At 35.9% G+C, this 24,455-nt stretch carries 22 protein-coding genes and 6 pseudogenes; 10 read left to right on the top strand and 18 right to left on the bottom strand.

Going from position 1 to position 24,455, the window contains the following annotated elements; genetic code table 11:
* Window positions 1-2: 2 nt before the first annotated feature.
* Window positions 3-746 (top strand): annotated as a pseudogene (gene istB, locus ACYQ1E_RS11740) (IS21-like element helper ATPase IstB).
* Between the two features lie 461 nt (window positions 747-1,207).
* On the opposite strand, the gene ACYQ1E_RS11735 reads toward istB, so the two are convergent.
* From ACYQ1E_RS11735 to ACYQ1E_RS11715, 5 genes are all read right to left on the bottom strand, one after another.
* Window positions 1,208-2,500 carry an IS1380 family transposase gene (locus ACYQ1E_RS11735; RefSeq protein ID WP_459874805.1) on the bottom strand — a complete coding sequence of 431 codons (1,293 nt, stop codon included), beginning with the start codon at window positions 2,498-2,500 and terminating at the stop codon, window positions 1,208-1,210.
* 347 nt (window positions 2,501-2,847) lie between these two features.
* The gene (locus tag ACYQ1E_RS11730) at window positions 2,848-3,189 is read right to left on the bottom strand and encodes a type II toxin-antitoxin system VapC family toxin (protein ID WP_459879491.1); all 342 of its coding nucleotides are present in this window, start codon (window positions 3,187-3,189) and stop codon (window positions 2,848-2,850) included.
* Window positions 3,186-3,401 carry a hypothetical protein gene (locus ACYQ1E_RS11725; RefSeq protein ID WP_459879489.1) on the bottom strand — a complete coding sequence of 72 codons (216 nt, stop codon included), beginning with the start codon at window positions 3,399-3,401 and terminating at the stop codon, window positions 3,186-3,188. The genes ACYQ1E_RS11730 and ACYQ1E_RS11725 overlap by 4 nt, the downstream gene beginning before the upstream one ends.
* 128 nt (window positions 3,402-3,529) lie before the next feature.
* A complete protein-coding gene (locus tag ACYQ1E_RS11720) occupies window positions 3,530-4,450 on the bottom strand; it encodes a transposase (protein WP_459879486.1) in 921 nt (306 codons plus the stop codon).
* 268 nt (window positions 4,451-4,718) lie between these two features.
* Entirely contained in the window at window positions 4,719-5,585 is an 867-nt protein-coding gene (locus ACYQ1E_RS11715) for an RpnC/YadD family protein (RefSeq protein ID WP_459879483.1), read from the bottom strand.
* Window positions 5,586-5,715: 130 nt separating this feature from the next.
* Between ACYQ1E_RS11715 and ACYQ1E_RS11710 the strand changes: the two genes are divergently transcribed.
* Both ACYQ1E_RS11710 and ACYQ1E_RS11705 read left to right on the top strand, forming a co-directional pair.
* Entirely contained in the window at window positions 5,716-6,777 is a 1,062-nt protein-coding gene (locus tag ACYQ1E_RS11710) for an IS630 family transposase (protein WP_459879480.1), read from the top strand.
* 29 nt (window positions 6,778-6,806) lie between these two features.
* Entirely contained in the window at window positions 6,807-7,790 is a 984-nt protein-coding gene (locus ACYQ1E_RS11705) for an IS630 family transposase (protein ID WP_459879478.1), read from the top strand.
* Between the two features lie 146 nt (window positions 7,791-7,936).
* Here ACYQ1E_RS11705 and ACYQ1E_RS11700 read toward each other — a convergent pair.
* The 4 genes and pseudogenes from ACYQ1E_RS11700 to ACYQ1E_RS11685 form a co-directional block, all read right to left on the bottom strand.
* A pseudogene (locus ACYQ1E_RS11700) lies at window positions 7,937-8,863 on the bottom strand (transposase).
* A gap of 416 nt (window positions 8,864-9,279) precedes the next feature.
* Window positions 9,280-9,714 (bottom strand): PIN domain-containing protein, encoded by a 435-nt coding sequence (locus ACYQ1E_RS11695; RefSeq protein WP_459879475.1) that lies wholly within the window; start codon window positions 9,712-9,714, stop codon window positions 9,280-9,282.
* Window positions 9,704-9,919 (bottom strand): hypothetical protein, encoded by a 216-nt coding sequence (locus tag ACYQ1E_RS11690; protein ID WP_459879472.1) that lies wholly within the window; start codon window positions 9,917-9,919, stop codon window positions 9,704-9,706. The genes ACYQ1E_RS11695 and ACYQ1E_RS11690 overlap by 11 nt, the downstream gene beginning before the upstream one ends.
* 288 nt (window positions 9,920-10,207) lie before the next feature.
* Window positions 10,208-11,134 (bottom strand): annotated as a pseudogene (locus ACYQ1E_RS11685) (transposase).
* A 213-nt stretch (window positions 11,135-11,347) separates the two neighbouring features.
* Between ACYQ1E_RS11685 and ACYQ1E_RS11680 the strand changes: the two are divergent.
* From ACYQ1E_RS11680 to ACYQ1E_RS11665, 4 genes are all read left to right on the top strand, one after another.
* Window positions 11,348-11,596 (top strand): AbrB/MazE/SpoVT family DNA-binding domain-containing protein, encoded by a 249-nt coding sequence (locus tag ACYQ1E_RS11680; protein ID WP_459879470.1) that lies wholly within the window; start codon window positions 11,348-11,350, stop codon window positions 11,594-11,596.
* Window positions 11,559-11,981: a type II toxin-antitoxin system VapC family toxin gene (locus ACYQ1E_RS11675; RefSeq protein ID WP_459879467.1), complete on the top strand. Its 423-nt coding sequence runs from the start codon at window positions 11,559-11,561 to the stop codon at window positions 11,979-11,981. Before ACYQ1E_RS11680 ends, ACYQ1E_RS11675 begins: the two co-directional genes overlap by 38 nt.
* A gap of 342 nt (window positions 11,982-12,323) precedes the next feature.
* On the top strand, window positions 12,324-12,554 hold the full coding sequence (gene relB / locus ACYQ1E_RS11670) for a type II toxin-antitoxin system RelB family antitoxin (protein ID WP_459879464.1): 231 nt from the start codon (window positions 12,324-12,326) through the stop codon (window positions 12,552-12,554).
* Window positions 12,538-12,798: a type II toxin-antitoxin system RelE family toxin gene (locus ACYQ1E_RS11665; protein WP_459879462.1), complete on the top strand. Its 261-nt coding sequence runs from the start codon at window positions 12,538-12,540 to the stop codon at window positions 12,796-12,798. Before relB ends, ACYQ1E_RS11665 begins: the two co-directional genes overlap by 17 nt.
* Window positions 12,799-13,326: 528 nt before the next feature.
* Here the strand turns inward: ACYQ1E_RS11665 and ACYQ1E_RS11660 are convergent.
* The 4 genes and pseudogenes from ACYQ1E_RS11660 to ACYQ1E_RS11645 form a co-directional block, all read right to left on the bottom strand.
* Window positions 13,327-14,628 (bottom strand): ATP-binding protein, encoded by a 1,302-nt coding sequence (locus ACYQ1E_RS11660; RefSeq protein ID WP_459879459.1) that lies wholly within the window; start codon window positions 14,626-14,628, stop codon window positions 13,327-13,329.
* Window positions 14,629-14,957: 329 nt separating this feature from the next.
* Window positions 14,958-15,155: pseudogene (locus tag ACYQ1E_RS11655) on the bottom strand (type II toxin-antitoxin system VapC family toxin); the annotation flags it as partial.
* A 14-nt stretch (window positions 15,156-15,169) separates the two neighbouring features.
* Window positions 15,170-15,697 (bottom strand): annotated as a pseudogene (locus ACYQ1E_RS11650) (transposase); the annotation flags it as partial.
* A 415-nt stretch (window positions 15,698-16,112) separates the two neighbouring features.
* Window positions 16,113-17,039, bottom strand: coding sequence for a hypothetical protein (locus ACYQ1E_RS11645; protein ID WP_459879456.1), 927 nt, complete (start codon window positions 17,037-17,039; stop codon window positions 16,113-16,115).
* A 422-nt stretch (window positions 17,040-17,461) separates the two neighbouring features.
* On the opposite strand from ACYQ1E_RS11645, the gene ACYQ1E_RS11640 reads away from it, so the two are divergent.
* Both ACYQ1E_RS11640 and ACYQ1E_RS11635 read left to right on the top strand, forming a co-directional pair.
* On the top strand, window positions 17,462-17,974 hold the full coding sequence (locus tag ACYQ1E_RS11640) for a winged helix-turn-helix domain-containing protein (protein WP_459879452.1): 513 nt from the start codon (window positions 17,462-17,464) through the stop codon (window positions 17,972-17,974).
* Window positions 17,929-18,510, top strand: coding sequence for a transposase (locus ACYQ1E_RS11635; RefSeq protein WP_459879449.1), 582 nt, complete (start codon window positions 17,929-17,931; stop codon window positions 18,508-18,510). Before ACYQ1E_RS11640 ends, ACYQ1E_RS11635 begins: the two co-directional genes overlap by 46 nt.
* A 15-nt stretch (window positions 18,511-18,525) precedes the next feature.
* On the opposite strand, the pseudogene ACYQ1E_RS11630 reads toward ACYQ1E_RS11635, so the two are convergent.
* From ACYQ1E_RS11630 to ACYQ1E_RS11610, 5 genes and pseudogenes are all read right to left on the bottom strand, one after another.
* Window positions 18,526-19,014 (bottom strand): annotated as a pseudogene (locus ACYQ1E_RS11630) (transposase); the annotation flags it as partial.
* 54 nt (window positions 19,015-19,068) lie between these two features.
* Window positions 19,069-20,142, bottom strand: coding sequence for an IS3 family transposase (locus tag ACYQ1E_RS11625; RefSeq protein WP_459874751.1), 1,074 nt, complete (start codon window positions 20,140-20,142; stop codon window positions 19,069-19,071).
* Window positions 20,103-20,570 (bottom strand): transposase, encoded by a 468-nt coding sequence (locus ACYQ1E_RS11620; protein ID WP_459874752.1) that lies wholly within the window; start codon window positions 20,568-20,570, stop codon window positions 20,103-20,105. Before ACYQ1E_RS11620 ends, ACYQ1E_RS11625 begins: the two co-directional genes overlap by 40 nt.
* Window positions 20,571-20,595: 25 nt before the next feature.
* Entirely contained in the window at window positions 20,596-21,003 is a 408-nt protein-coding gene (locus ACYQ1E_RS11615; RefSeq protein WP_459879446.1) for a transposase, read from the bottom strand.
* A 634-nt stretch (window positions 21,004-21,637) separates the two neighbouring features.
* Entirely contained in the window at window positions 21,638-22,855 is a 1,218-nt protein-coding gene (locus ACYQ1E_RS11610) for a GDP-L-fucose synthase family protein (protein WP_459879443.1), read from the bottom strand.
* 189 nt (window positions 22,856-23,044) lie between these two features.
* Between ACYQ1E_RS11610 and ACYQ1E_RS11605 the strand changes: the two genes are divergently transcribed.
* Window positions 23,045-24,337, top strand: a complete 1,293-nt coding sequence (locus ACYQ1E_RS11605) for an IS1380 family transposase (RefSeq protein ID WP_459879441.1) — start codon at window positions 23,045-23,047, stop codon at window positions 24,335-24,337.
* Window positions 24,338-24,455: the final 118 nt, after the last annotated feature.

Genomic DNA, 24,455 nt, shown 5'->3' with positions numbered 1-24,455 from the left:
AAATGAATCAATTAAAAAAGAAAATACAAAATCTTAAACTCTCCGGTATTGTTAAGACTTTAGAATCTAGAAATAAGTATGCCATAGAAAATCAATTAAGTTATATAGATTTTCTTGAGTTATTAATTGAAGATGAATATGCCAACAGGTGTTCAAATTCTTATAATAAAAGACTAAATAAATCCAAATTAGATACTTCAAAAACTATTGAAACCTACGATTTTACATATCAACCAGAATTAAATAAAAAAGAGATACTTGATTTGGCTTCTTGCCGTTTTATACAGGAAAATATTTTTATGGGTAATCCTAGTGGGGGGAAAACTCATCTTGCCAATGCATTGAAAATAGAGGCCCTAAAACAGGGTTCTAAAGTCATATTTTGTTCATGCCAATGATATTGTTTCAAAGCTTATGTCTGCTAGGGGAGATGGTACTTATTATGCTGTCCTAAAAGACCTACTTAAATGGACCTACTCATAATTGATGAAATAGGATTTAAGAAAATACCTCAAAATTCTGTAGATGAATTCTTTGAAGTTATTAGAAGACGTTATGAGAATGGATCTATTATAATCACCACTAACCGACCTTTTGAAGAATGGGCTAATATATTTGGCGATGCTGTCCTTGCATCTGCTATTGTAGATAGAATTGTCCATCATTCTCATATAATAAAAATATTAGGCAAAAGTTATAGAATGAAGGAGTTAACTAAATCTAACTTGACTTTCAGAGATAAGTGATAGTTTGTATTCTCTTATCAAGTAATTTTAGGATGTTATAAATCTATGGTTTGTAGAACCCAATTCTCGTTTGTTTGATACTCAATGGCTTTAAATACGCCATTTTGAGATATTGTAGGTTCATGGAAGCCGTTAACGTCTATTGATTTTATCCTTAATTTTATTATTATATAAATGTGAAAGAAAATATTATAAATGATAGGTTCTACAATTGCAAGAAAAAAATTAAATTTTCCCTAAAATCTGCAATTACAGTTCAATCGTAAGCAACTGATTGTTCTGGACAGAGATACCTAGATATGGAGCTGTTATGTTAAAGGATATGTCTCCCTCATTGTGACTTGGAAGGCTTTTTCAGGTAGAAGCTGCGGTCAGTGGCACTCTTTACGGGTGTGTAAAGGCACACCACTGCACATGGACTTACGCAAAATCCTATTTTGGAGGATACTCTCAAAAAAAGATTAAGCAAATTGTAATGACCGGATGGAATTTTCTATCTTTATCCAACGTTCTTTGAAAAAATAATCCCTCGATAATCGAAGGAACCATTGTCGTCCCGCATGCATCAGCCGAGCTGGAACATGGATTAGAAACATGCGGATTGTGTTGGGCTCTTCTCTAAAACCATCTTCATCGTTGAGCCACATCATCCAAACCAGTAGATTGTAAGCCAGAATACAGGTCTGGAATATGGCGGAGTTGGCCCAAAAATCCTGTGTCAAAATGCTTCCAGAGGCCATCTGTCCCTTACACCACTCAATCCAGTTTTCACTGGCCCCCCGTTGGCAATAATACCTGTGGACGTCCCAGGGACTCAGGTTCATATTTGTTACATAACAAAAATAATCATACTCAGTCTTTGTAACGCTGAAAAAAAAGCAACTAAATTTGCTCTCTATTACTTGACGTACGGCCACAAACCGGCGGGGGTGTTTCCACCTCTCACATTTGTATGTGAATTCGGTCTTCTCATAGCCAGGTCTATTTTTAACCTTGTGCCATTTCTGAGCTTCTAAAAGCTGAGTGAGTCCTCGCATCTTAACCTTGATTAAGTACAAAGCATGAGCCTCTTCTAAGTAGTCTAAAAGTTCTCCATTAAAAAAGGCGGAATCTGCACGTACAATAATTTTCCAGACTCTCCTTGGAAGCTTGGCAAAGCACTCTTGCATAAACTCTACACAACCATTGGCTGAATAAGCATCTCCGGCTCTAAACCAGTTGTGAAGACATTCCCGCGTCTCAGCAATAAAGCAAAGGAGCGGATGATATCCCCTTTGTCCTGGCTTCTTGGGGTTGTAACCCTTCTCGGCACCTTCCTGTTTCCCATACACCCCACGCACTGTAGAGTCCAAATCTAAAGTGATGCGGCTAAACCATTTTTTACCCCAAACCTTTTTGCGCACTTTTGTTTCTACATCGGAGAGCTCATTGCAATGTCGGGGATTAAACAACTTAAAAACCCGATTTATGGTAGTATAGTCAGGAAACCTTTCCCATTTAAAAAGCGACCTCAATGCTAAATCAGATCTTAGGATAAATACATGGCTCATATGCTTAGCCCCAGCTAACACTGCCATCATCAAAATCATGATAATGTCGGAAACCTTATACTGTGCGGTAGCTCCCCGCTTAATAGTAATGTGTTGCTCAAGCATCTTGGGAAGCTTCAGTTTGTCAGCAAACAGGCCCAGCAATACCAGTCCGGCGTTGCCCGTAAGATTTTTTTCAGTGAACTTAACATGGAATCTACGCATAGAATCAGTGCCTCCTTCATACTTCCTATTTGAAACACTTTATACCATTAATTCACTATATTGTCAAGCTAAACATTATCTTATGATGCAAATTTTAGGTTATATATTTTTTAAGCATCGACAAATTTAGATCGTCTTCACATAAGGATAATCCAAAATTTTCTTATCTAAAGTAACTATAGTTATCCCTATAACTTTATATAATGTCTATCATATTGTTTTTCTTAAAAAAATTTTTCATCTATAATTTTTTTATAAAACTTCCCTCTTTCTCGCTCTTAATCTACTTTTATCTGTTTATGAATTCTAGGGCATAATGTCTCAATTATATCGAATTCTGCAGGATACTATAAAAGACAATTATATATACGGGCAGTCGCAACTATTATTTGATCTGCAGGATCTTTGTGAAAATTTCCAGGAAGTCTCGTCGATTCAATAGCTATCTTTGGCGAAAGTGATATAAGTTCAATACCTGGATAATTTAGTGCCTCGTCAAACCATTCTTCTAAAGAACACGGGAGAGCTAGCCGTTGATATTCTACCAATTTAGCGATTTCCCAACATGATATAGCGCTAACTCCTATAATTTCTGATTCCTGAGCAGCTATAGTTTCTCTTTGTATTTGTGTAAGTAAGTCAGGCTGATGAACCCACCAAATCCATATATGTGTATCAAGTATTATCATCGCAGCACTTCCCACTCATTTTGAGCTACACTTTCAAATGGTGCTTCATATTTTACAGGCTTGCCTCGTAAAGAATATTCCCTCCTCTCTTTTTTTATTACTCGATCACCTAAAATAATAATCCTTACTTTTTCACCCTTCTTAAATGGCACACCTTTTATTTTAACAACTCCTTTCTCAGAAACAGTTATTTCTGTACGATAAACTTTCACAATACTTTTCCTCCTTTTTCTTAAGGTGTCTATGATCTATTATCTATCTGAGTGTTATCTAATCATCCGCACCGTTCAACCCTTAAACTCATCCCTTTTGCTCCCATCAGCCTTCTAACCCTCAACTACTAAATATTTTGCAACCTCTTTAAAGAATACACATTTAACTCCCCAATTATGGGCACAAACTGACGCTCTCGCTTGCAACCAAGCAAATCTTTTATCTGAACAAAAATTTCCTGGAGAAATCTCTTGCTACCCAATACCCCCGCATCTGTAAAATACCTACATCTATACCTAAAAACCTCTGTGGTTTTTAATCTATAACCTTTTTTTCTCTCTTCTTCCACTATTTCTTTTGAAATTGCTGCCCCCTTACCAGCATCTATCGCTCCTGTCTCATACACAAATTCACGGTATTTCCTCACTATTTCCTTCTCATCCAATTCATTCCATTCCTTCATACCAAAATCCACACTTAATAAATTATCCTTGTTGTCTGACTGAATATGATAACCCAAGGAACACCACCTGTATTCCTCTGGCCTTTTTACAATCCCAGCTCGAACTGCATTTAAATCAACATACGCAAGTAAGTTTACTAGGGTAAGACCGTCTTCTACAATCAAACTCTTAAAACGCTCTCCCCACAAGGTCCCTCGCCGATTATACTTCTTATTAAAATACCTGCTAAATCCCTGTTTTATCTCCTTCACATACCACGACAAACTGCATAACTTCTTCTTAAACCTCTCAAATTCAATTTCAGAACCAATTTCTTTTGTCCCATACAATCTCTTATACCGCTCTCTTACATCTTCATCAAACACATCAGACTCAGGATACATCCTAACTACAAGATGAAAATGGTTGCCCATTATGGCAAATCCCAACACATCCACAAAAAATATTTTGCTCCATTTCTTTATAAGCTCAAGCATATATTCTTTGTCTTCATCTCTAAATGGCAAACCCTCCAAAGCTGTTCTGGATATTACATGATATACTGTAGGTTTATCTTCTTTTAAAAACCTCGCTATCCTTGGCATAACAAAACTCCTTATGTAAGTGTCTGTTATCTGTGGTCTGTAACTGATTTGGGGAAAAAGGTTTTTTGTTCAATGTTCTAGGTTCAAAGTTTTAGGTTCTAGGTTTTACATTTTTGAAACATAGAACGTTGAACTTTTAAAGTCAAGCATTATTCGCCTGTCCCTTTTTTTCTCATAAAAAAGAAAATTAAAAACAAATAAATTAGCTTCTTCATAAATCCCCTCCTATTTCAAAAAAATAGTTAATGAAACACTTTTCAGAAAAAACTTATGTTAAAGCAATTTTTAATTTATTTTCAAATTCTTCCAATGAATTAACTCGCATAGCTACCTTAAACAAACCTTTTACCACATCTCTACTATCGATTTCCTTGATCTTTTTTGCAATAGAGCGAGGTATGATCCCAAAACGCTCTTCTAAGGCATCTAACAACATTTCCTGGGCATCTAACAATAATCCTTGCTGAATCCCTTGTTGAATTCCTTCTTCAAAACCCTCTTTTTTTATTATTTCATATGCTGCTGACTCTATCATTATATCCCTCCTCCTCTTAATCAACTTAAGGGGTATCTCTTTGGATATTAAACCACTTAATATGGCCATACCTGTTAATAAATCTGACTTATACTCCCTGCTCTCTTCACTCTCATAAATCCCCCTCTCCGCTTCTTCTATTAATTCTTCGCCCCCTTTCATCAAAGGAACAAATGGATACAGACATCTAAACCCCTTTTTAACCACTTCTCTTGCTTCAACCTCATATAATTTTATTACCTTATACCTAAAATCTACCTCATTGTCATGATAATAATCTACCACCCCGTAACATCTCTTTAACTCTATCATTATTGTCTCTATCTCAAGACCTTCTTCTAAAATATGACGACATCTCGTCTCTAATGTCCTCACTGGCAAATAGCTTTTCCACTGCGTTATTAATTCTAATAACACTAGCTTCTCTGTTCCATCCTCAAAAAAGGCCCTTAAAACAAAATCTGACCTCCTGACCGATGCTGTCTCCTGGGGACGCACTTCTATTAACTCTGCATCCTTTACATTTAATCCACATAACTGACGCAACACCATATTCCTGCAATGGGTCAATATCACCTTTGACGCTATATCATATTGCATTTAAATTCCCCTTATATACCCTTCTTAAATCCTGCTCTAAACTCAAATTAAATTTTTTGCAACCTCAAAAAGTATTATAGTATCCTTCAGAACTTGATATAATAGGAACGATTTGATATAATGAATATTTATGAAAGGGGAACGTATTAAGGTTAAAAATGCAGAAGAGCTAAAGGAAAAATTAAAGGGTGAGAAGAAAGACAATATTTTGGTAAAACTTATTTTTCTAAATCTTATAAGAGAAGGGATAGATTTTGAAAAGGCGTGTAGCGGTTGTGGGATAGCCCAATCGACAGGATACTTATGGATAAGGGAATGGAACCAAGAGGGTTATAAAGGGATAAAAGGTAAAGGAAGAGGAAAAGGGGGAGGAAGGCCAAATAGGCTATCAGAGGAAGATTTAAAAAAGCTTAAGGAATTACTTAAAAAGAGAGCTTATTGGACTACAAAAGAAGTAAGGGCATTGATAAAAGATACTTTTGATATAGAATACTCCCAAGACCATGTAGTAAGGATATTGAGAGATAAGCTTAAGATGCATTTTTCTAAACCATATCCGATGGATTATAGGAAACCAAAAGATGGAGAGAAGATATTAGAGAATCAACTTCAACTTACTTTTTCTCTGTTAAAGGAGAAAGGATTTAAAGAAGAGGAGATAGCAATAGGTTTTATAGATGAAACAAGTCCGCAGAACACCGCCAATACAGTAAGGGTATGGAGTTTTGAGAAGACAAGAATTATAAAAAATACAACAAAGTTCAAGACAAACACAATAGGTTTTTATGCTATAAAAGGAGAAAGTGTAAAATCATTTTTAGAAGATTCAAAAGGCTTATCAATAGCTAAGTTTTTAGAAAAGATAAGAGAAGTAAATAAGAAATATAAAGCGATAGTAGCAATAATAGATAATTTTTCATCCCATAAGAGTAAAGTAGTAAGAGAGAAGGCATCTGAGTTAGATATTTATCTAGTCTATCTTCCCCCTTATTCACCAGAGTTAAATCCTATTGAGTATATCTGGAAAAGTATAAAAAGAGTGCTTTCATTAGTTTTTGTAAAAGATATAAAAGAGATGGAGGAGGTTATATCAGAAGCATGGAATAGGTTATGTAAAAAACTAAGTTTTGCTAAAAGTTGGATAGAAAAATTTTTAAAGGGCACCCCATATTATATGAAATTGTGCGGATAACTATAAAGGGTGAGAAGAAAGACAATATTTTGGTAAAACTTATTTTTCTAAATCTTATAAGAGAAGGGATAGATTTTGAAAAGGCGTGTAGCGGTTGTGGGATAGCCCAATCGACAGGATACTTATGGATAAGGGAATGGAACCAAGAGGGTTATAAAGGGATAAAAGGTAAAGGAAGAGGAAAAGGGGGAGGAAGGCCAAGTAGGCTATCAGAGGAAGATTTAAAAAAGCTTAAGGAATTACTTAAAAAGAGAGCTTATTGGACTACAAAAGAAGTAAGGGCATTGATAAAAGATACTTTTGATATAGAATACTCCCAAGACCATGTAGTAAGGATATTGAGAGATAAGCTTAAGATGCATTTTTCTAAACCATATCCGATGGATTATAGGAAACCAAAAGATGGAGAGAAGATATTAGAGAATCAACTTCAACTTACTTTTTCTCTGTTAAAGGAGAAAGGATTTAAAGAAGAGGAGATAGCAATAGGTTTTATAGATGAAACAAGTCCGCAGAACACCGCCAATACAGTAAGGGTATGGAGTTTTGAGAAGACAAGAATTATAAAAAATACAACAAAGTTCAAGACAAACACAATAGGTTTTTATGCTATAAAAGGAGAAAGTGTAAAATCATTTTTAGAAGATTCAAAAGGCTTATCAATAGCTAAGTTTTTAGAAAAGATAAGAGAAGTAAATAAGAAATATAAAGCGATAGTAGCAATAATAGATAATTTTTCATCCCATAAGAGTAAAGTAGTAAGAGAGAAGGCATCTGAGTTAGATATTTATCTAGTCTATCTTCCCCCTTATTCACCAGAGTTAAATCCTATTGAGTATATCTGGAAAAGTATAAAAAGAGTGCTTTCATTAGTTTTTGTAAAAGATATAAAAGAGATGGAGGAGGTTATATCAGAAGCATGGAATAGGTTATGTAAAAAACTAAGTTTTGCTAAAAGTTGGATAGAAAAATTTTTAAAGGGCACCCCATATTATATGAAATTGTGCGGATAACTATAAATTAAACACCCCTATCTTTAGAATAATCAATGATTTGAAATCCGTAATTCGATTGGTTATTGATGTGTTAACTATCAGTAAACATAGGCGGATATAATAATCCCTCTCTTCTCTATTCACGAATCACAAATCACGATTTACTATCCCCCACTTCCCTGCAACCGCTTAAGTGAATATACCTCAAAATCCCTAATCACTTGCACAAATTTCCGGTGTCTTTTTGAACCCAATAGGCCCTTTATCTCCTCAAAAACTTTCTCCTAAAATCTCTTACTCCCAAGCACCCCTGCATCTGTAAAATAACGGCATCTATATCTGAATAATTCTCGAAGTCTTAACTGAAAATTCTTCTTTCTCTCTGCATCTATTATCTCCTCATCTATGACTGCCCCCTTGCCTGCATCTATTGCCCCTGTCTCATATACAAATTCCCTGTATTTCTTCACTATCTCTTTCTCATCCAACTCATTCCATTCCTTCATTCCAAAATCAACACTTACTAAATTATCTTTATTACCAAACTGAATATGATATCCCAAGGAACACCATCTGTATTCTTCTGGCCTTTTTACTATACCAGCTCGAACTGCATTTAAATCAACATACGCAAGTAAATTAACAAGGGTAAGACCGTCTTCTACAATCAAACTCTTAAAACGCTCTCCCCACAAGGTCCCTCGCCGATTATACTTCTTATTATAATACCTGCTAAATCCCTGTTTTATCTCCTTCACATACCACGACAAACTGCATAACTTCTTCTTAAACCTCTCAAATTCAACTCCAGAACCAATCTCTTTTGTCCCATACAATCTATTATACCTCTCCCTTACATCTTCATCAGACACATCAGACTCAGGATACATCCTAACTACAAGATGAAAATGGTTGCCCATTATGGCAAATCCCAACACATCCACAAAAAATATCTTGCTCCATTTCTTTATAAGCTCAAGCATATATTCTTTGTCTTCATCTCTAAATGGCAAACCCTCCAAAGCTGTTCTGGATATTACATGATATACTGTAGGTTTATCTTCTTTTAAAAACCTCGCTATCCTTGGCATAACAAAACTCCTTATGTAAGTGTCTGGGACCTGTTATCTGTGGCAAATTTCGGGAAAAAGAATTCCTTCTTTAAGGTTCTAAGATTTTTTGAAGATAAAACGTTGAACGGGAAAAGTTAAGCATTATTCGCCTGTCCCCTTTTTTTCCTTTGCTATTTCATATGGAAGATAGCCAGACATAAAAATAGTCCTTTAAGTCATTTTAATCAGTTAACAATCTTCATTTATGCTATCTAAAAGTATAATAAAATGCAAATTAAGGCAGCTGAGATGCATGATACAGAACCAAAATAGCTCTCAGCTTTTGAAATTACCCTTGTCTCTTTACTTACTGTAGAATAATAAATATTAGCGGTTTGGCCATAAGGCTATGTAATAATTCAAAAATCAAGACCTGACCCCCAGCTCATTACTAATTAAACATACAAAGATTGTAATAATTCCTGTGTTCCTATGCAAATGTCAAATCCTTTACATTCTAAATATCTACATAGTTTTTTATCTCCTGTCCAAAGCTTAGCATCTAAAAATAAAGATAAAGCTACAAAAGGAGCATCTAATGGATCAATTATAGCAAGCTCATAGCTTTGTTTAAGTATTCGTTTGTCTATTTCCTTTAGAGAGATAAATTCTATTTGGTCTAAAACGATTCCTAAAAGCTCTAAAAGTTCTTCTTCTGAAAGAGAAGAATATTTCTGTATTTTCTCTTTATGTTTAAAAAGCTCTATAAAAACAAATGTTGGCCCAAAGAATTTACAATTTGCATTCATCAAAACTTTTATGTAAGGATTTCCTTTCTTCAATAGGGCAGAAAACAAAATATTAGCATCAACAACTATTCTATTTTTCATTTAATAATCTCTCCACTTCTTTTTTACCAGCTTCTTTAACACTTTTAGATATCTCTTCTATTTCTTCCTCGGAGGCTGTTGATTTATCTACTATTTCCAACGCTCGGACATATTTTAAAAATTTTCTTATTGTAGCATCTTTAAGAAAACTTTTAGGTAAATTGAAACTTACCAAATCATCTTTATACATAATTTTTACCATCATATGGTATACTCCTCTTCCTTAATATTTACTCAATTTATGCTGTCCTTTAGTAACCTCGCACCGCTCTTATACTACACACAATACTACACGGTCAATATTATAGGGTCAAGCCTTAGCGTGATAAGCTATTGATAAAACATTTGTATCTTGGCAGAGGCCGAAGCTCCAGGTAACTCCATTGCTGCTACCGCCAGAAAATAATTCGCTTTGCTTCTAATAGGCATTGTGCATTATTTGCATGTCCCCTTTTTCCCTCTTCTCTATTCACGAATCACAAATCACGATTTACTATCCCCCACTTCCCTGCAACCGCTTAAGTGAATATACCTCAAAATCCCTAATCACTTGCACAAATTTCCGGTGTCTTTTTGAACCCAATAGGCCCTTTATCTCCTCAAAAACTTTCTCCTAAAATCTCTTACTCCCAAGCACCCCTGCATCTGTAAAATAACGGCATCTATATCTGAATAATTCTCGAAGTCTTAACTGAAAATTCTTCTTTCTCTCTGCATCTATTATCTCCTCATCTATGACTGCCCCCTTGCCTGCATCTATTGCCCCTGTCTCATATACAAATTCCCTGTATTTCTTCACTATCTCTTTCTCATCCAACTCATTCCATTCCTTCATTCCAAAATCAACACTTACTAAATTATCTTTATTACCAAACTGAATATGATATCCCAAGGAACACCATCTGTATTCTTCTGGCCTTTTTACTATACCAGCTCGAACTGCATTTAAATCAACATACGCAAGTAAATTAACAAGGGTAAGACCGTCTTCTACAATCAAACTCTTAAAACGCTCTCCCCACAAGGTCCCTCGCCGATTATACTTCTTATTATAATACCTGCTAAATCCCTGTTTTATCTCCTTCACATACCACGACAAGCTGCATAACTTCTTCTTAAAACTCTCAAAGTTGGTTCCAGAACCAACTTCTTTTGCTCCATACAATCTCTTATACCGCTCCCTCACATCCTTATCACACACATCAGACTCAGGATACGTCCTAACTACAAGATGAAAATGATTTCCCATTATGGCAAATCCCAACACATCCACAAAAAATATCTTGCTCCATTTCTTTATAAGCTTAAGCATATATTCTTTGTCTTCATCTCTAAATGGCAAACCCTCCAAAGCTGTTCTGGATATTACATGATATACAGTAGGCTCATCTTCTTTTAAAAACCTCGCTATCCTTGGCATAACAAAACTCCTTAGGTAAGTGTCTGTTACCTGGTATCTGTGGCAGATCTCGGGAAAAAAATTCTTCTTTAATGTTCTAAGTTTTTTTGAAGATAAAACGTTGAACGAGAAAAGTCAAGCATTATTCGCCTGTCCCCTTTTTCTATTTATAATAAATATTTATAATAAATGTATTACTTTACAATTAAGTAATACATGTTAAAGAGGTAAGACATGCTTACAGTAAAGATTACAAAGAAAGGTCAGGTAACTATACCAGCTAAATTTAGGAAAAAACTTAACACTGATATTGTAAAGATAAAAATGGAAGGAGGTAAAGTAATTATAGAGCCGTATAGAAAACTTGGAGGTATTTTCCATAAATATGCCATAAAGGGCAAATCTATAGAAGAAATAATAAAAATGGAAAAGGAAGCTTTTATCAATGCAATCAAAGAAAAACACAATAGCAATAGACGCTAATATAATTCTGAGATACCTGCTAAAAGATAGCGAAGCGCTTTATTCTCTTGCAAACAACTTTTTTGAAGCTGTTTTTTCTGGTGAGAAAATAGCCTATGTCCTCCAATCCATTTTAGCAGAAGTAATTTATGTGCTTATAAAATTCTATAAGGTAGAAAAAGAGCAGGTTGTAGAAGTTTTAGAAGAATTTTTAAGTAATAAAAACATAAAGGTACAGGACAAAGATGTAACCATAACCGCTATTCATCTATTCAAAACTATCAATATTGATTTTGTAGACTGTTTATTGTGTGCTTACAGTAAAAAGATGGAAATATTCTCCTTTAATAAGAAGCTAAACAAATGTAGCGAAGAGTTAAAAAGAGTTCCCAACATCCGCGATTGATTTTTGGGAAAAGGGCATTTTGACAAGCAAATAAGTGGAAATTAGAAGATATCCTGCCCCCAGGGCAGGATACCTGTGTCCTTCTTGTAATATCATACTGTAATGTTTGTCAACCCCCTTAAGTTATTTTTTTCTATTTGGCTTTGAGCAGAAGTTTTATCAAAATTATTACCAGGAGGCTGCTTAATGACCTCTACTTTAAAATGGGTTAAAATATGTCCACCCTGGAAGGGAGCACTACATCTACCCCTCACCGAGAATTGCTGCGTCAAATTAATGGATGTTGACAAATTAAATGAGATGAGTAACACTTTTAATACAAAAATAAAAAGAGGTTAAAAAATGAGTGTAACTACTGTTAGACTCCCTGATCAATTAAATTTTAGGCTCTCCAGGCTTGCTCAAGCCACTAAAAGGCCCATAAGTTATTTTATCCGAGAAGCTCTGGAAAGAGTAATTGAGGATATGGAAGATGCTTATCTTGCTGAAACTGAATATGAAGAATTTTTAAGAAGCGGAGAACAGGCTGTATCCATTGAAGAAATGGAGAAAAAACTTGGCCTGGAAGATTAAGTTCATCCCTAAAACAGAGAAACAATTGCGAAAAATTCCCGCCCAGGACGTAAAAAAGATTTTTGATTTTTTGAAAAAACAAGTAGCCAAAGATCCAAGAGCTATAGGAAAGCCTTTGAAAGGAGAGTTAAGAGAATTTTGGCGATATAGAGTGGGAAATTATAGAATACTTGCAAAAATCAAAAATAATCAGTTGATTGTTCTGATTGTTAAAGTTGGTCATAGGAAAGATGTCTATCGTTGATTAGCCTAACTCAAAAATATATAGTTGATGTTTAAAAAATATGCTTTTCCCTTGAAATGTGTATTATTTGCATGTCCCCTTTTTCCTCTTTTATATAAGTGTCTGTGACCTGTTATCTGTGGTCTGTAACTGATTTGGGGAAAAAGGTTTTTTGTTCTATGTTCTAGGTTCAAAGTTTTAGGTTCTAGGTTTTACATTTTTGAAACATTGAACATAGAACGTTGAACGTTGAACTTTTAAAGTCAAGCATTATTCGCCTGTCCCTTTTTCTGTCCATAAAAGGTAAAGTCCTGGACAAATGTTGCCTGAGGCAGCAAATGGATGTCTGGCTATTAATGTGCCAAAAGTGCACTTAATAATTAATTAGCCATAAGTACTGGATTAAAAAGACTGGCAAAAAAATATACTCTAAAAACGCCACCTGGAAAGTTTACTGGGAGGGTGCAGGGAAAACTCCGTCTTCCCTCTTGACATACTTATCATGGATGTCCCCTTTTTCTTTTTCCTATTGTCCTTCTCAGAATCCGCCTAATAAATCCATTCCTTAGAAAGAAGAAATTTATATGCTGGGACCACATAAATCCTAATATGTTGTTCAACTAATTCTTCCTCATCATCAAAGGTTATAATAAAACCTTTCTTTAAATTAAAATACTTGCAACATCCTATTAGACCATTAATTTCTCTTTTCTTTGTTTTGCTGTCTGTAAGGTCATAACAAACCTGAATAATTATTCTATCATCAACAACAAAGTCGCATTCCCTTTTTTCTTTAAAAAAGGTAATTTTTTTACCTTGCACCAGCAGTTCATGCCATACCAAATTTTCCAATAAAGATCCAAAATTGCTTTTGTCAAAAGCTCTTATAGAATTTAGCAAACCATTATCTATAAAATAGACTTTTTTTTCTCCTAACTCAGATTTTATTACAGAACCATAATGTTTTTTAACTAATCCAATCAAAAAACACGTGTCCATATACTCTAGATAATCATACAGAGTGTTTTTGCTAATCTTTATTCCCTGAGATTTTAGTTCATTGTATATCTTATTTACAGATAATGCATTGGTCACATTCTCGGCCAATCTTTTTATAAAATACTTTAGAACAAAAGGTTCTTTTATACTGTATCTTTCTACTATATCCCTATATATCATAACATTGAAATATTCTTGTAAAGAAAGAAGTTTTAATTCTTTCTCCATTAAAGCAATCTCAGGAAATCCTCCATACACCAAAAACTCTTCAAACAATTTAAACAACACGGCCTTTTTTTTGCTGTTGTAAAAATCAACTTTACAGTCAAACTCAACATTCTTAAATCTTATAAACTCATCAAATGTTAAGGGATTAACCCTGTATTTTAATGTCCTTCCTCTCAAAGATGTTGCAATTTCATCTCCTAGCAGCTTTGAATTTGACCCTGTTATAAATATATTTTTTGTTATTGTATCATATATTCTCCTAATAAACTTTTCCCAGCCATCAACATTTTGTACCTCATCAAAAAAGAAATAGTTTTTTTTCAAATCTATTTCAGGATATAATTCCCTATAGGCTTGCAATATCAAATCTAAATCTTCTTTTTTTACATCAATCCTCTCATCTTCAAAATTGATATATATACATCTCTTTTTATCTACTCCTGCGTGGAAGAGTTTTTGAATGGTTTTAAATAAAAGATAAGTTTTCCCCGACCTTCGAGGCCCAACAACAGATATAATCTTGTTTGAGTTCAAAGGCAGTTCAATTTTTCTCTCAATAACCACAGGTAAATCCCAAGAGTGAAATTCAACTATGATTGATTTTAGAATATCTTTCTTTTTCATAAGGAAAATTTAAAAGATATTTTTCCTTTTTTCAAGGAAAAATATCAAAAAAACATCTCATTTTTTGATATTTTAACAAAAAATGAGAAAAAGGAAAGCTATAGCAAAACGCTATACTAACTCTTTAAAATTTTTGTCTTGATCTTTGGGGAGCACCTCAGATGTCACATTTTTGTCCATGATTATAAGTTCAAAAGTATAAAATAAAAGTAACAACCACATTCGGAATTAGGAAGGAAGGATATTTTTTTAATAATTACAAGATAATAAAGTCAAGCATTATTCACCTGTTTAAATATATAAGTATCGGAAATTGCTGCCCCATAAATTTAGATCGTCTTCACATAAGGATAATCCAAAATTTTCTTGTCTAAAGTAACTAAAGGACAATTATATATACGGGCAGTCGCAACTATTATTTGATCTGCAGGATCTTTGTGAAAATTTCCAGGAAGTCTCGTCGATTCAATAGCTATCTTTGGCGAAAGTGATATAAGTTCAATACCTGGATAATTTAGTGCCTCTTCAAACCATTCTTCTCCTCCTTCATTCCAAAATCAACACTTAATAAATTATCTTTATTACCAGACTGAATATGATATCCCAAGGAACACTACCTGTATTCTTCTGGCCTTTTTACTATACCAGCTCGAACTGCATTCAAATCCACATACGCCAATAAGTTTACCAAAGTCAGTCCATCTTCTAATATCAAACTCTTAAATCTATCCCCCCACAATGTCCCCCGCCTCCCATATTTCTTATTAAACCTCTCAAATTCAATTCCAGAACCAATCTCTTTTGTCCCATACAATCTCTTATACCGCTCCCTTACATCTTCATCACACACATCAGACTCAGGATACGTCCTAACTACAAGATGAAAATGATTTCCCATTATGACAAAACCCAAAACATCCACAAAAAATATCTTGCTCCATTTTTTTATAAGCTCAAGCATATATTCTTTGTCTTCATCTTTAAATGGCAAACCCTCCAAAGCTGTTCTGGATATTACATGATATACAGTAGGCTCATCTTCTCTTAAAAACCTTGCTATCCTTGGCATAACAAAACTCCTTATGGAAGTGTCTGTTATCTGTGGTCTGTAACTGATTTGGGGAAAAAGGTTTTTTGTTCAATGTTCTAGGTTCAAAGTTTTAGGTTCTAGGTTTTACATTTTTGAAACATAGAACATAGAACGTTGAACGTTGAACTTTTAAAGTCAAGCATTATTCGCCCGTCCCCTTTTTTGTCCATAAGTACTAGATTAAAAAGACTGGCAAAAAATATACTCTAAAAACGCCACCAGGAAGGTTTACTGGGAGGGTGCTGGGAAAACTCCGTCTTCCCTCTTGACATACTTATCATGGATGTCCCTTTTTTTCTATAAAAAAGAAAATTAAAAACAAATAAATTAGCTTCTTCATAAATCCCCTCCTATTTCAAAAAAATAGTTAATAAAACACTTTTCAGAAAAAAACTTATGTTAAAGCAATTTTTAATTTATTTTCAAATTCTTCCAATGAATTAACTCGCATAGCTACCTTAAACAAACCTTTTACCACCTCTCTACTATCTATTTCCTTGATCTTTTTTGCAATAGAGCGAGGTATGATCCCAAAACGCTCTTCTAAGGCATCTAATAACATTTCCTGGGCATCTAACAATAATCCTTGTTGAATCCCTTGCTGAATCCCTTGCTGAATCCCTTGTCGAATCCCTTGCTGAATCCCTTGTTGGATTCCTTGTTGGATTCCTTCTTCAAAACCCTCTTTTTTTATTATTTCATATGCTGCTGATTCTATCATTATATCCCTCCTCCTCTTAATCAACTTAAGGGGTATCTCTTTGGATATTAAGCCACTCAATATGGCCATACCTGTTAATAAATCTGACTTATACTCCCTGCTCTCTTCACTCTCATAAATCCCTCTCTCTGCTTCTTCTATTAATTCTTCGCCCCCTTTCATCAAAGGAACAAATGGATACAGACATCTAAGACCCTTTTTAACCACTTCTCTTGCTTCAACCTCATATAATTTTATCACCTTATACCTAAAATCCACCTCATTGTCATGATAATAATCTACCACTCCGTAACATCTCTTTAACTCTATCATTATTGTCTCTATCTCAAGACCTTCTTCTAAAATATGACGACATCTCGTCTCTAATGTCCTCAATGGCAAATAGCTTTTCCACTGGGTTATTAATTCTAATAACACTAGCTTCTCTGTTCCATCCTCAAAAAAGGCCCTTAAAACAAAATCTGATCTCCTGACTGATGCTGTCTCCTGGGGACGCACTTCTATTAACTCTGCATCCTTTATATTTAATCCACATAACTGACGCAACACCATATTCCTGCAATGAGTCAATATCACCTTTGACGCTATATCATATTGCATTTAAATTCCCCTTATATAGTCTCCTTAAATCCTGCTCTAAACTCAAATTAAATTTTTTGCAACCTCAGAAAATATTAAATTAAACACCTCTATCTTTGGAGTAATCAATGATTTGAGATTAGTAATTCGATTGATTATATTTATGTGTTAACTATCAGTAAATATAGGCGGATATAATAATCCCTCTCTTCCATATTCACGAATCACAAATCACGATTCACTATCCACTGCTTCCCTGCAACCTCTTGAGCGAATACACCCCAAAATCCCTAAGTACTGGCACAAACTTTCTATCCTTTTTTGAACCCAACAAATCTTTCATCTCCCAAAAAACTCTCTGCACAAAATTCTTATATCATTTGCCTTTGGAAAAGACATATTATAAAATAAAAGGCCTCCAGTTTCAGATGAGAGGGTTAGTGATGTCTAAGAGGATGAATATAGAATGGCGAGAGGGGGAAAAGGAATTATTGGAATTGTATAAAAGAGAACAAGATGTTGAGATACGTTCTCGATTGCATGCATTTTGGCTTTTGAGGAAAGGGTATTCAGTAGCAGAGGTGAAAAAAGTTTTAGGTATACATGAACGAACGCTTCGACGTTGGATAGCATGGTATAGGGCAGGGGGTATAGAAGAAGTGAGGCGACGAAAGAAAGGAGGGCGACAGGGGAGAGAATGCTGGTTGAGTGCAGAGCAAAAGGAGCAATTGAAAGCTAAGGCAGCAGAAAGAGTCTTTAAAACGATACAAGATGCTGTAGAGTGGGTAGCGAAAGAGTTCAAAGTCAAATACAGCTACTGGGGGATGCGATCGTTGTTTGTTCGGCTTGGTATCAAGAAGAAAGTTCCAAGGCCGAAAGCAGAAAAAGCCTGTGCCGAGGCACAAAAGGAGTGGAAAAAAGGGGGCTTGCTTCAGCTCTTAGGGAGTATGGGATAACAGGGGAGAAGAAAGTTGTATGGGCAGATGAGATGCGGATAGGGCTTCGAGGACAGGTAAGGAAAGTGTGGGCACCAAGAGGGGTAAAGGTAGAGCAAAAAGTACAAATTGATTACAAGTGGACATATCTGGCCTTAGGGGTAGATGTTATGGGAGGTGGTCTTGAGTGGTGTTGGATAGAGAGTATGAAAGGAGAGGATGTAGCCAAAGCAGTTCAAAGATGGCAAGATAAAAAGATAGAAGCAGTTATATGGGACAGAGCCAGGAGCCATAATTCACAGCCTGTAAAGGAAGTAGGTTTAACCTTGATTCAACAGCCGCCTTATTCTCCAGAGCTGAACCCTGCTGAGAGAGTATTTGAAGAAGTGCGTCGCCAAGTAGAGGGAAAGATTTATTCTGACCTGGAAGCTAAAAAACGTGCTGTCGAAGAAGTGCTTAAAAACCTTGCATCGTATCCTGATAAAGTGAAAAGATTAACATGCTGGAATTGGATTATGAATGCATTTCAGTCTCTTTCAAATATGACTTTACCATGAGCAATTGGTATTACTTCCAAGTACCCCCGCATCTGTAAAATACCTGCATCTATACCTGAAAATTTCTGCCTTTTTCAACCTGAAACCTTTCTTCCTCTCTTCTTCCACTATTTCCTCTGAAATCACTGCCCCCTTGCCTGCATCTATTGCCCCTGTCTCATATACAAATTCACGATATTTCCTCACTATCTCATGCTCATCAAACTCATTCCACTCCTTCATTCCAAAATCAACACCTAATAAATCATTTCTATTTCCTGACTGGATATGATAGCCCAAAGAACACCACCTGTATTCTTCTGGCCTTTTTACTATACCAGCTCGAACTGCATTTAAATCAACATACGCAAGTAAATTAACAAGAGTAAGACCGTCTTCTACAATCAAACTCTTAAAACGCTCTCCCCACAACGTCCCTCGCCGATTATACTTCTTATTAAAATACCTGCTAAATCCCTGTTTTATCTCCTTCACATACCACGACAAACTGCATAACTTCTTCTTAAAACCGGTGAATGTCAGTAAAGATGTCACCAAAAGTTATTTTATTTTTTCCCATCAAGCAACCTTTTTAAGATGTTGTTTAGTTCCTGGATTGAGATCAACACTTAAAATAGGATCCCAATTCCGGATGTTTCCAGACCACCGCTCTGGATGTTTAGAACGGGCTTTTTTGTATACCTCTTTACGCTTGGCTAAAATCTCAATATCCAAGCCTAAGTGTCTCTGCTCAGGCGTAACAAACTTAATTTTGCTGTGATAATGTTTAAAATTATACCAATTAACAAATTCAAGACACCAATTCCTGGCTTCTTCCAGACTAGAAAATCTACATGGATACTCAGGACAATATTTTACTGTTTTAAAAAGGGACTCTATGTATGGATTATCATCACTAACATGAGGGCGACTAAAAGATGGCACTATCCCTAAATTCTGCATAGTAGCTAACATGCTTGAGCCTTTCATAGGCTTACCATTGTCTGAATGAATCACAAGCCCTTGTCCTGTAATATTTTCACAAAGCAAAGCTCTATTTAGTACTTTTGTTGCCAAGTCACTTTTTTGTTCTGAATATACCTCCCATCCTACTATCTTACGGCTATAAATATCTATGTACATGTATAAATAAAAAAACATGCCTTGGATTAATGTAGGAAGATAAGTGATATCCCAACTCCAAATCTGATTCGGCCCTGAAGCTCTATAATGTTTAGGTTTGGAATATGTCTTGGGTTTAGACCTTTGCCTGTGTGTCAATTGACCTGCTTCTCTGAGTACACGGTAAAAAGTACTTTCTGATGCAATATATTGCCCTCTGTCAGCTAACATGGGTACAATCTTATTGGGGGATAACTCTTTGAAGGTCTCTGAATTACAAATAGATAAGATCTTTTTTCTTTCTTGCTCAGACAACTTGTTAGCTGGCTTCCTGGGGACATCTTTTCTCTTATCTTCCAAAGTCCCTGCACTCTTCCATCGTTGGTAAGTCCTTATTGAAATCCCAATAAGATCACATGCTTTTTTCAAACTACACCCCTCTTTTTTGGCTTGTGTTATAGCTTTGTAAGCATATTCTTTTTGTTGTAACTCTATCTTTCGTCCTCTTGCTCCTCCAAGAAATTTTCCCATTTTTTTTTAAGCACCAATAAAGCCGTTGTCTCTGCTATAGTCTTGTCCTTTCGCCGTATTTCCCTTTCTAACTTGCAAATCTTCTGTTTTAATCTTTTCTCTTTTTTCTTGAATTCCTTATTAGAACGGTTATCAATATTTTCCAGACAGGCCTGTTTCCATTTCTCCAATGTACTCGGATATATGCCTTTTTCCCTACAAAACCTGGACACCTCAATCTCACTCATTGAGGCACATTGAAAAAGTAAATTAAGTTTTTCTTCAGCTGAAAATTTTTTATTCATTGTTTTTCCTTTTTGAGCGTTAATTTTCCATGTCATCACTGTACTATAGGGGATATTATTCTCTCTTGCAATAGCAGCAACTGTTTTTGAAGTGGTTAAAATTTGCTTAAGCACACTTTCTTTAACATCTTCAGGATAAAACATAATAAAAGACTCCTTTTCGCCCAGGTTAAAATTTTCCCTTCCCCCTAGGGGGAAGGATGATAAGATAGGAGCTCAAGAAAAGAACCCCCTTTCTTATCTCACTAAGGCGACATCTTTCCTGAGACATTGGGAAACTCTCAAATTCAAATCCAGAACCAATTTCTTTTGCTCCATACAATCTCTTATACCGCTCCCTCACATCCTTATCAGACACATCAGACTCAGGATACGTCCTAACTACAAGATGAAAATGATTTCCCATTATGGCAAATCCCAACACATCCACAAAAAATATCTTGCTCCATTTCTTTATAAGCTCAAGCATATATTCTTTGTCTTCATCTCTAAATGGCAAACCCTCCAAAGCTGTTCTGGATATTTCATGATATACAGTAGGCTCATCTTCTTTTAAAAACCTCGCTATCCTTGGCATAACAAATCTCCTTATGGAAGTGTCTGTTATCTGTGGTCTGGGGCTGATTTCGGAAAAAAGGGGTTTTTGTTCTATGTTCTAGGTTCAAAGTTTTAGATTCTAGGTTTTACATTTTTGAAACATTGAACATTGAACGTTGAACTTTGAAAGTCAAGCATTATTCGCCTGTCACCTTTTTCCGTCACCTTTTTCCTTTATTAATGCACATAAAGTAATATTTTTTTACAGTCTTCCTGCCGGACCTCTCGAAAGGGACTGTATGATCCGGTAAAACGGAGATATACCTATCGTCTGTTTAGAGGCCGGCAGGTTTTACCCAAACTTAATCTTCTGCGATGGCAACAAAAAAACATTTGTCCAATAAAAGGTAAAGTCCTGGACAAATGTTGCCTGAGGCAGCAAATGGATGTCTGGCTATTAATGTGCCAAAAGTGCACTTAATAATTAATTAGCCATAAGTACTGGATTAAAAAGACTGGCAAAAAATATACTCTAAAAACGCCACCAGGAAGGTTTACTGGGAGGGTGGTGGGAAAACTCCGTCTTCCCTCTTGACATACTTATCATGGATGTCCCCTTTTTCTCTCTTTATAAGAAGGGAGTGGATGAGTAAATGCGTATATGCGTGGATGCTTCATCTCGTTTTTATATACCATGCGTAAAGTTTCTTTATTCCTTCCTCAAGAGGAACTGTGTGGTGCCAGCCAAGAGAATTCAGTCTAGAGACATCGGTCACTTTTCGGGGAGTGCCATCGGGCTTTGAAGTATTAAAGTATATCTCACCTTTAAAACCTATAATATCTCTTATAAGATAGGCTAAATCTCGTATTGTTATTTCTTCACCTGTACCAATATTAAGATGAACATTCCGTATCTCCTTCCCTTTCATTACAAACGAAATAGGCGTACACGAAGTATTTTTTAGTGGAGGGAACTCTGGATATATCAATCTAACAATATCCCAAAAATCAATGTTTTCCATCAAGAAGATACAAGCATCTGCCATGTCCTCTGACCAGAGAAATTCTCTTTTCGGTTTTCCGGTTCCCCAAACTTCCACTTTAACCGTCGAGTCACTAATCTTCTTTATCCCGTATTTTTCAAGAACCTTTAATATATCCTCCTCAGATCTAGAACCTTCCACACCTTCTATTGGTAACTTACTTAAATTTTCTCTGATAAGTTCCCAATTATTGTTCTCAAGAGCCTTTGCCAGGTGTATTTTTCTAACAAGGGCCGGGAGGACGTGAGACTTTTCAAGATCAAAATTATCGTTGAAACCGTAAAGGTTTGTGGGCATAACCGAGATGAAATTCGTTCCGTACTGCAGATTATAGCTTTCGCACATCTTCATACCTGCTATTTTGGCTATGGCATAGGGCTCGTTGGTATATTCAAGCTCCCCTGTCAGGAGATATTCTTCTTTCATAGGTTGGGGACAATCTCTTGGATATATACATGTGCTACCTAAGAAGAGAAGTTTGTTTACGCCGTGGAGATAACTTTGATGTATTATATTATTTTGAATCTGGAGGTTTTGATAGATAAAATCTGCCCGGTAAATATTGTTGGCCCATATGCCACCAACTTTAGCCGCAGCCAAGAAGACGTATTCTGATCTTTCTTTCTCAAAAAAATTCTTTACTTCTGCCTGATTAGTTAAATCAAGCTGTAGAAACCTTATGTAACCTTTTTCAATATGTTCCTCATAACCACTGTATAACGATTCTGGATTCCTCGAAAAGTAAGAGCCGAGTATATTCTTGTAGCCCTTATCAAGGAGTTTTCTTACGATAGCACTCCCTACAAGCCCACTTGCCCCAGCAACAAAAATTTTGCTGGTTTTATTCATTGGTTATCTCCTGTAATTTTTTATTTCTCTTTTTTTCTATACTAACTTTTAACCTTTTTCCACTCCAATTTATCAAAAAATAAAAATTGACCTAAAATTTGCATCATAAGATAATGTTTAGCTTGACAATATAGTGAATTAATGGTATAAAGTGTTTCAAATAGGAAGTATGAAGGAGGCACTGATTCTATGCGTAGATTCCATGTTAAGTTCACTGAAAAAAATCTTACGGGCAACGCCGGACTGGTATTGCTGGGCCTGTTTGCTGACAAACTGAAGCTTCCCAAGATGCTTGAGCAACACATTACTATTAAGCGGGGAGCTACCGCACAGTATAAGGTTTCCGACATTATCATGATTTTGATGATGGCAGTGTTAGCTGGGGCTAAGCATATGAGCCATGTATTTATCCTAAGATCTGATTTAGCATTGAGGTCGCTTTTTAAATGGGAAAGGTTTCCTGACTATACTACCATAAATCGGGTTTTTAAGTTGTTTAATCCCCGACATTGCAATGAGCTCTCCGATGTAGAAACAAAAGTGCGCAAAAAGGTTTGGGGTAAAAAATGGTTTAGCCGCATCACTTTAGATTTGGACTCTACAGTGCGTGGGGTGTATGGGAAACAGGAAGGTGCCGAGAAGGGTTACAACCCCAAGAAGCCAGGACAAAGGGGATATCATCCGCTCCTTTGCTTTATTGCTGAGACGCGGGAATGTCTTCACAACTGGTTTAGAGCCGGAGATGCTTATTCAGCCAATGGTTGTGTAGAGTTTATGCAAGAGTGCTTTGCCAAGCTTCCAAGGAGAGTCTGGAAAATTATTGTACGTGCAGATTCCGCCTTTTTTAATGGAGAACTTTTAGACTACTTAGAAGAGGCTCATGCTTTGTACTTAATCAAGGTTAAGATGCGAGGACTCACTCAGCTTTTAGAAGCTCAGAAATGGCACAAGGTTAAAAATAGACCTGGCTATGAGAAGACCGAATTCACATACAAATGTGAGAGGTGGAAACACCCCCGCCGGTTTGTGGCCGTACGTCAAGTAATAGAGAGCAAATTTAGTTGCTTTTTTTTCACCGTTACAAAGACTGAGTATGATTATTTTTGTTATGTAACAAATATGAACCTGAGTCCCTGGGACGTCCACAGGTATTATTGCCAACGGGGGGCCAGTGAAAACTGGATTGAGTGGTGTAAGGGACAGATGGCCTCTGGAAGCATTTTGACACAGGATTTTTGGGCCAACTCCGCCATATTCCAGACCTGTATTCTGGCTTACAATCTACTGGTTTGGATGATGTGGCTCAACGATGAAGATGGTTTTAGAGAAGAGCCCAACACAATCCGCATGTTTCTAATCCATGTTCCAGCTCGGCTGATGCATGCGGGACGACAATGGTTCCTTCGATTATCGAGGGATTATTTTTTCAAAGAACGTTGGATAAAGATAGAAAATTCCATCCGGTCATTACAATTTGCTTAATCTTTTTTTGAGAGTATCCTCCAAAATAGGATTTTGCGTAAGTCCATGTGCAGTGGTGTGCCTTTACACACCCGTAAAGAGTGCCACTGACCGCAGCTTCTACCTGAAAAAGCCTTCC

The sequence above is a fragment of the Desulfothermus naphthae genome (genome assembly GCF_054657475.1).
This window is presented reverse-complemented; position numbering and strand designations above follow the sequence as displayed.

Excerpts from the sequence above, each read along its gene's own strand:
- ACYQ1E_RS11735 (WP_459874805.1), bottom strand. The coding sequence starts at position 2,500 with ATGCGTAGATTCCATGTTAAGTTCACTGAAAAAAATCTTACGGGCAAC.
- ACYQ1E_RS11730 (WP_459879491.1), bottom strand. The coding sequence starts at position 3,189 with ATGATAATACTTGATACACATATATGGATTTGGTGGGTTCATCAGCCT.
- ACYQ1E_RS11720 (WP_459879486.1), bottom strand. The coding sequence starts at position 4,450 with ATGCCAAGGATAGCGAGGTTTTTAAAAGAAGATAAACCTACAGTATAT.
- ACYQ1E_RS11715 (WP_459879483.1), bottom strand. The coding sequence starts at position 5,585 with ATGCAATATGATATAGCGTCAAAGGTGATATTGACCCATTGCAGGAAT.
- ACYQ1E_RS11710 (WP_459879480.1), top strand. The coding sequence starts at position 5,716 with ATGAAAGGGGAACGTATTAAGGTTAAAAATGCAGAAGAGCTAAAGGAA.
- ACYQ1E_RS11695 (WP_459879475.1), bottom strand. The coding sequence starts at position 9,714 with ATGAAAAATAGAATAGTTGTTGATGCTAATATTTTGTTTTCTGCCCTA.
- ACYQ1E_RS11690 (WP_459879472.1), bottom strand. The coding sequence starts at position 9,919 with ATGATGGTAAAAATTATGTATAAAGATGATTTGGTAAGTTTCAATTTA.
- ACYQ1E_RS11680 (WP_459879470.1), top strand. The coding sequence starts at position 11,348 with ATGCTTACAGTAAAGATTACAAAGAAAGGTCAGGTAACTATACCAGCT.
- ACYQ1E_RS11675 (WP_459879467.1), top strand. The coding sequence starts at position 11,559 with ATGCAATCAAAGAAAAACACAATAGCAATAGACGCTAATATAATTCTG.
- relB (WP_459879464.1), top strand. The coding sequence starts at position 12,324 with ATGAGTGTAACTACTGTTAGACTCCCTGATCAATTAAATTTTAGGCTC.
- ACYQ1E_RS11660 (WP_459879459.1), bottom strand. The coding sequence starts at position 14,628 with ATGAAAAAGAAAGATATTCTAAAATCAATCATAGTTGAATTTCACTCT.
- ACYQ1E_RS11645 (WP_459879456.1), bottom strand. The coding sequence starts at position 17,039 with ATGCAATATGATATAGCGTCAAAGGTGATATTGACTCATTGCAGGAAT.
- ACYQ1E_RS11640 (WP_459879452.1), top strand. The coding sequence starts at position 17,462 with ATGTCTAAGAGGATGAATATAGAATGGCGAGAGGGGGAAAAGGAATTA.
- ACYQ1E_RS11625 (WP_459874751.1), bottom strand. The coding sequence starts at position 20,142 with ATGGGAAAATTTCTTGGAGGAGCAAGAGGACGAAAGATAGAGTTACAA.
- ACYQ1E_RS11620 (WP_459874752.1), bottom strand. The coding sequence starts at position 20,570 with ATGTTTTATCCTGAAGATGTTAAAGAAAGTGTGCTTAAGCAAATTTTA.
- ACYQ1E_RS11615 (WP_459879446.1), bottom strand. The coding sequence starts at position 21,003 with ATGCCAAGGATAGCGAGGTTTTTAAAAGAAGATGAGCCTACTGTATAT.
- ACYQ1E_RS11610 (WP_459879443.1), bottom strand. The coding sequence starts at position 22,855 with ATGAATAAAACCAGCAAAATTTTTGTTGCTGGGGCAAGTGGGCTTGTA.
- ACYQ1E_RS11605 (WP_459879441.1), top strand. The coding sequence starts at position 23,045 with ATGCGTAGATTCCATGTTAAGTTCACTGAAAAAAATCTTACGGGCAAC.